The following is a 6,724-nucleotide window of genomic DNA, read 5'->3' on the forward strand; positions in this document are numbered from 1 at the left end:
GCACGGCGGGCGCGCGTCTAGCCGGCGTCTAATTGTTCATCGGTGTGCTTGGCGGAGGCAGCCGCTTGCGTCCTGGCGAGGTCGAGGATCTGGGTGGCTTCCCTGCGCGCCATCATGAGGATTTCGTCTGCCTCGCGGCGGCTGTCGGCGATGGCCTGATCGGCGGTTTGCTGGGCCAGGGCCAGCGTGCGAACGGCAGGTTCGAAGGTGACGGGATCATCGGCCTTGACCACCGCGTGATGAATGTGCTCATCCGGTTGATCAGGAGGGTCCAGGAGATCCAGCACTTCTTCGAGTCGCTGGCACCGGTACTCGGCTTGGAGCCCGCGATCCCGGGCCAGTTTCAGCTGGGCGGTGAGTTCGGTGATCTCCCGATCGAGACGCTGGAGCACCGCGTGCAGGTAGGTGCGCTCGCTGGCCCAGGCGTTGCGCAGCCGCCCCTGTTCGGCGGTGAGCTCGTCCACCTGCCGGATGCGTTCCGCCAGCCGCTGTTCCAGGTCACGGGCATGCCGTTCGGCCTCTCGCTGGCTGGCGACCGCCAGTTGCAGTTCGTCGGTGACCTTGCGGATCTTGTACTCGTGCGGGTGCGCCATTTCCAGAGCGCGAACTTGCAGGTCGGCCAGGTGTTCGCGGACGGCGGGCGTCAACGGCCTTCCCGCTTCCTCCTGGGCGTCCAGGAGTTTGTCCAGGAACCACCGCTCACGGGGGACGCGCCTGCCGTTCAGGTACCGGGAAATCGTGCCTTTGTCGATGTGAGGGTTCAGGAGCGCGAACCGGTTGATCGACAGGCCGGTGGCGAGGAACAGGCCGCGTAGTTCGTTCGCCCACGCCTGGACGACCGGGTCGAGTTCCGGACTCAACGGCTTCAGCCGGACGGAGTGCTCGGGCACGATCTGCGTCACTTCTCCATCATGTGCCGTAGAGCGCCTCTTGTGCCCTCCAAACCACATCACGCATGTTGCCGACTCGTGCAACACCCCGTTGCGGCATAGCGCAACCCGGGCCGGGCGGTAGGTCGCGATCATCACGCCGATGGCCCCGCCCGGCTCCTCCCGGAGCCGGGCGACGAACTCGGTGACCGGGCCCTTGATCAGGGGCGGCAGGTCGGCGGGGCGGACGCGGACGGCGAATGTGACCCTGGTCACATGGTCGCGCGACATCCGGACGTCCGGGTTCTTACGAAACCATTACGACCAGCGCCTATGGAGGACACCGGCATGGAACGGAACAACATGGCCGCGCCACGGCGCCGCCCGCGCCGCATTCGTTCGCCCCGTTCGTCTCGCTCGGCGGGCAGGTGAGGCAGCGGACCGACCTGCTCAGCTTCGCGTGCGAGCCACCCGGCGCGTGGTGGCCGTCCGGGAGAGCGCCGTCCGGGCGAGCGCCGTCCGGACGGCCGGACCCGGCCATGACCCATCCCGTCCACGGCGACGAACGAACCTCATTTGCGGCAACCATGTCGTCAGGGCAGGAAGAGGGTTCGATGGACGGGGACATCCGGCTCAGGCAGCGACTGGCGGCGGGAGACGACGCGGCCCTGCAGCACACCTACGACCATTGCTCGACCTTGGTCTACCGGCTGGCGTTACGCGTGACACGCAGCCGTGAAGCCGCCGAAGAGATAACGCAGGACGTGTTCGTCCACCTGTGGGAGCACCCTTACGCCTTCGACCCGGGCCGGGGCACCCTGCGGACGTGGCTGGCACTGCTCGCCCACCGGCGAGCGGTCGACTGGGTCCGCAAGGAGGAGCGCCGGAGGCGACTACTGGACGCGGTCGGGAATCCCGAACCGGCCGCGCCCATCATCGACGTGATCATCGCCGACGAGACGGGGGCGCGGGTGCGGCACGCGGTGGCGGCCCTCCCGCAGCGCCTGCGCGAGGCGATCGAGCTCGCCTACTACCACGGACGGACCTACCGGCAGGCCGCCGCCGAACTGGGGTTACCGGAAGGCACCGTCAAGTCGCGGATCCGCACCGGGCTGCGCAGCATCGCCGACACCCTGGCCGAGGAAGGCAGCACCTCATGACCGAACCTCCGCTGGACCTGCGCGCGCGCATGATCAGCACGGCGCTGACCCGCCGTCCCCCCGCGCGCCCGGCGCCCGGCTTCGCCCGGCCCTACGCCGCGATCGTCGCCATGCTCGACGTCCTGCTGACCGATCTGCGCGAGGCCGAGTGGACGGTGGTCGCGGCCAACGACGACTGGGACGTGCGCGACCTGGTCGTGCACCTGGCCGCCACCGACGGGCTGCTCGCCGAGGCGATCGAGGGGCGCGGCTCGTCCGCCTGCGACGTCCTCGACCGGACCCGCGAGGCGCTCAGCCGCTGCCCCCCTCCCCAGGACGCGCGCCTGGCGTGGCGGCGCCGGGCGGACGCCCTGTGCGACGGCCTGTGCGAGGCCGACGCCGATCGCCGGGTCGAGATGGGCGGCCGCCGGCTGCGCCTCAGCGATCACTTCGCGGGACGCGCCTTCGAGACCTGGATCCACGCCGACGACATCGCCCGGGGCACGGGCCGCACGCTGATGCAGCCCCCCGCCGAGCACGTGTACCCGATCGCCGACCTCGGCGTCAGGAGCCTGCCCAAGGCGCTCGCCCTGACCGGCCGCGATCACGCCGACCGCACGCTCCGGCTGATCCTGGACGGCCCGGGCGGCGGGCAGTGGACGATCCCGCTGGGGAGGGCGGCGACCGGTGACGACCCGCCCGCGCAGGTGCGGATGGACGTCGTCGAGTTCTGCTTTCTGGCCGGAGGACGCCGCGACCCCACGAGCGTCGAAGCGGAGACCAGCGGCGATCCAGCCGTCACACGCGACGTACTGGCGGCCGCCTCGGCCTTCTCCGGCCCGTAGCTCTTCCTGCGCCACGCTCACATCGTCTCGGGTTCGGGCCGGATGACCGACGCGGACCATCGGTCCCAATCCATCTGCGGTCGCTCCCGCCGGGCGTGCGCGAGCGCCTCGTCGACCGCCTTGCAGACGTCGTCGTCCCGCACCGCCGTGCCCGCCAGCTCGGCGATCCTGCCCAGCAGTGCAGGGAGGAGCACCGGCCGGTGCTCCAGGGGCGCGGCGCCCGCGCAGGACAGCAGCGTCGCCGGGTGGTCCAGGCTGCGGCGCAGCGCGGCCGTGTGCTCGTGGTCGCCGCCGTCCCGGCAGGTCAGGACGATCAGGAAGGCGTGCAGGCCGCGCCCATCCGGATGGCGGAGCGCGCCCAGGTCGAGGCCGCCGACGAGCGTCCGGGACGGGCCGCGGCCGTTCGCGGCGCTGCAGTGGTCGTCGAGGACGATCACGTGCGCGGAGCGGAGCCCGTCCAGCCTGCGCTGCACGTCGTCGTCGATGCACAGCCGGACGTGGAGCCCGGGATAGTCGCCGCCGACCGCCTCGAGCCGCCTCGCGATCCCGTTGGAGCGCCGCCGGGTGATCAGCGCGACCGCGAGCGTGCGCTGCGGAGCCATCTCGAACCGCGTCCCGGCGGGCAGGGGAGCCGACCGGAGCGCCTCCCGGGCGGCGCTCTCGGTGAACGCGACCACGCGCCGGACGCTGGACCCGTCCGGCCGGACCTCGCACTCGATGATCAGCTCGGCGTCCGCCATGCGGTCCGGCGGGGGCTGGGGCCCTTCGGCGGCGGGGGAGAGCAGGTGGTCGGCGGCGGCGGTGACGGCGCCGAGCACGAGCGTGCACGCGGCGACCACCGCCCAGGCGACCCCGTTCGCGTTGTGCTCGGTCGCGACGTTGACCGCGACCCCGGCGGACGATGTGGCGGTCGCGACGGTGAGGCCGCTGACGAGCGGACGGGCGCGATGCCTCATCGGCGCCACCGTGCCATCGTCACGCTTGCCCGTCGCAGGCGTACCCGCGACGAGCGCGGCCACGGCAGTGCCAGGAGTGCCTGCGACAGGCCGTCGTGGGCGCGGGTGAGGACGGCGTCCGCGTCGCCCGCGCCGTCTCCGTCCGCCAGGACACGCCGGAAATCCTCCCGGGCCGCTGTCACGTCCTGCTGGGCGAGGTGCAGGAATCCCAGATTGGTGCGGGCCTGCAAGGTCGCCGGATGGGCGGTGCCGAACGCCTTGGTCCGCCGGTCGACGACGTCCCGCAGCAGCTTCGCGGCCGCCCGGTGCTCTCCGGTCTCGTGCAGGAGGGCGGCGAGGCTGGCCTGGATCGTCAGGGTCTGCGGGTGGCGCCGTCCGAGCACGCGCTTGGCGTCCTTGAACGTGCGCTGGAGCAGGTCCACGGCCTCGGCCGGGTGCCCGAGGTCGCGGCGGACGGCGGCCAGATTGGCCCGCGCCCGCAACGCCGCCGGAGACCGGTCGCCGCCCTCGTCCACCGCGTCGCGCAGCGCCGTGGAGGCATGCTCTTCGGCCTCCTCCAGGCGGCCCGCGTCATGCAGGGCCGCGGACAGGTTGCTCCGCACCGGGACGGTCCGCGCGCCGGAGTCGGCCAGCGACTCGGACGCCGCCAGCGCCTCTTCCAACTGGTCGACGGCCTCCGGGAAGCCCGCCTCGTGCCGGACGGCGGCCAGGTTGGCCGCGAGCCTGCTCCCCACGACCAGATCAATGGTCTCGGCTCCCCGGCTCCCCGGCCGCAGGGTTTCGCTCAGGAGCCGTTCGGCTTCCGAGTGCCGGCCGAGCCCCAGGAGCGCCACGGCCAGGTTCCCGTAGACCTCGGGTGCGGCAGGCCGCCCGTCCTTCACCACGTCCGTCAGGACGGTCTCCGCCTCGGCGTACAGGCCTCGCGCGATGAGATCGCGGGCCCGTGCGACATCGTCGCCCGGCGGCGCGAGCGCCCGCCGCGCCCGCAGCCAGCGCACCGCTCCGCGCACGGTCACGAAGGCCGCACCGCACACCGCCACCGCCCCGATCACGAGCCCGGCGATCACTCCCGCGAATTCGACCTGCTCCGCCTCCGCCTGGACGGCCAGGAGCAGCACCAGCGCGGCGGCCAGCAGCGCAACGGGCACCGTGCTCCCCGGCGACCAGAGCGAGATCCGAGTCTTCGCCGACCGGGCGGAGCCCGGCGGTGGGGCGGCGGCGCTGTCGGCCGACCAAACGGGCGGCAGGTCGAGGTCCGCTCGTCCGGCGACGACCGGCCTCGCTTTGCGCCGCCCTACGAGGAGGTTCCTCACCAGGTCGGCGGTCGCCGGACGGCGGGACGGGTCCTTGGCCAAGCAGGCGGTCAGCACCTCGCGCAACGGGCCTTCGGGCACCCCCGCCAGGTCCGGCTCGTCATGCAGGGTGCCCTGGACGATCTCCGTCGTCCCCGTGCCGCCGAACAGGCGGCGTCCGGTGGCGGCGAACACCATCGTCACCGCCCAGGCGAAGACGTCCGTGGCCGGGCTCGGCGCGCCCCCCTGGAACAGCTCGGGGGCCATGTAGCCGGGGGCGCCGAAGAGGGTGCCGGGTTCCTCGTCCGGCGGTCCGATGCCGTAGTCGACCACGCGGGGGCCGTCTCGCCCAAGGAGAACGTTCGCGGGCTTGAGGTTGCGGTGGACCACTCCAGCTCGGTGCAGTGCGGTGAGCGCGGTGGCGGTCCCGACGGCCAGCCGTTCGAGCTGACCGCCCGACATCGGCCCGCGGCGCTCGACGTAGTCCCGGAGGGAAAGGCCGTCGACGAACTCGTTGACGAGGTACGCCCGCCCCTCGAACACGCCGGTATCGAGGACCCGGGCGAGACCGGAGCCTTGCACGTTCCGGGCGTCCGGGTCGAGCCGCCAGCGCGTGTCGCGCCGCGACAGCCGCACGGCGACGTCACGGTCATCGCCGTCGCGCGCCTTGTAGACGACTCCCGTCCCGCCTTGGCCCAGACGGCCGATGAGCGTGTAGGGACCGATCTCGCTCGCGTCCTCCGCCGTCAGCGGAGTCACGGTGGCGCGCGGCGTGGGGAGGGGAGGCCCGGAGTCGGGGGCGTTGATCGCCTCGTCCAGCATCGACAGCGCTTCGCCGGCGCTCGGCCGCTGAGCCGGATCGCGTCTGAGCAGCCCCTCCAGGACGCGTGCCAGCGGACCCGCGTTGCGAGGCGGCGGGACCGGCTCAGTCAGGGCGGCGGTCACCGTGGCAATGGCGCTGTGGCGCTCGTAGGGTGAACGCCCCTCGACCGCCATGTACAGCGTCGCGCCCAACGACCACAGGTCGGAGGCGGGACCTGCCTGTTCACCCTCCATCAGTTCGGGTGGGAGGAACGCGGGCGAGCCGAGGACCGGCCCGGCCTGTGCCGTCATCGAGGTGAGTTCGATGTGGGCGGTCCCGAAGTCGATCAGGACGGCCCGGCCCGTGTCGCTGAGCAGGACGTTGCCGGGCTTGATGTCGCGATGCACGAGCCCGGCGTCGTGGGCGTGCCGCAGTGCTTCGAGCAGCTGGCGCGCAACCTCCGTCACCTGGGACGGCGGCAGCGGCCCGCGCTCCGTCAGGACGTCCCGCAGCGAGCGGCCGTCGATCAGCTCGGAGACGATCCAGGTCTGGCCGGACACCTCAAGGACGTCGTAGACGGAGACGATCCCGGGATGGCGCAGCCGCGCCGACGCCCGCGCCTCCCGGAACGTCCGCGCGTTCAGGACGTCCTGCTCGCCGTCGTCGAGCCCCGGCGGATGCGCGACCTTCTTGATCGCGACGTTGCGGCCGAGCACGACATCGTGCGCGAGCCACACCGAGCCCATCCCGCCCTGCCCGAGGAGCACGTCGAGCCGGTAGCGGTCGCCGAGCAGACGCCCCTGATCCATGGAGGCATCGTC

Annotated in this window: 5 protein-coding genes; 2 read left to right on the top strand and 3 right to left on the bottom strand. The window is 72.5% G+C overall.

The window, feature by feature from the left end:
* Nucleotides 1-17: 17 nt before the first annotated feature.
* Nucleotides 18-902, bottom strand: coding sequence for a DivIVA domain-containing protein (locus ETD83_RS45820; RefSeq protein ID WP_407921465.1), 885 nt, complete (start codon nt 900-902; stop codon nt 18-20).
* Nucleotides 903-1,483: 581 nt separating this feature from the next.
* Between ETD83_RS45820 and ETD83_RS02440 the strand changes: the two genes are divergently transcribed.
* Together ETD83_RS02440 and ETD83_RS02445 are read left to right on the top strand one after the other, a co-directional pair.
* Nucleotides 1,484-2,029 (top strand): RNA polymerase sigma factor, encoded by a 546-nt coding sequence (locus ETD83_RS02440; RefSeq protein WP_205717449.1) that lies wholly within the window; start codon nt 1,484-1,486, stop codon nt 2,027-2,029.
* The gene (locus ETD83_RS02445) at nt 2,026-2,853 is read left to right on the top strand and encodes a maleylpyruvate isomerase family mycothiol-dependent enzyme (RefSeq protein ID WP_138643388.1); all 828 of its coding nucleotides are present in this window, start codon (nt 2,026-2,028) and stop codon (nt 2,851-2,853) included. Before ETD83_RS02440 ends, ETD83_RS02445 begins: the two co-directional genes overlap by 4 nt.
* A gap of 17 nt (nt 2,854-2,870) precedes the next feature.
* Here the strand turns inward: ETD83_RS02445 and ETD83_RS02450 are convergent, their stop codons facing one another.
* Complete coding sequence (locus ETD83_RS02450; RefSeq protein ID WP_138643389.1) at nt 2,871-3,809, bottom strand: hypothetical protein; 939 nt, start codon at nt 3,807-3,809, stop codon at nt 2,871-2,873.
* Entirely contained in the window at nt 3,806-6,712 is a 2,907-nt protein-coding gene (locus ETD83_RS02455; RefSeq protein WP_138643390.1) for a serine/threonine-protein kinase, read from the bottom strand. Before ETD83_RS02455 ends, ETD83_RS02450 begins: the two co-directional genes overlap by 4 nt.
* Nucleotides 6,713-6,724: the final 12 nt, after the last annotated feature.

It is taken from the genome of Actinomadura soli, assembly GCF_005889715.1.
GTDB lineage: Bacteria > Actinomycetota > Actinomycetes > Streptosporangiales > Streptosporangiaceae > Spirillospora > Spirillospora soli.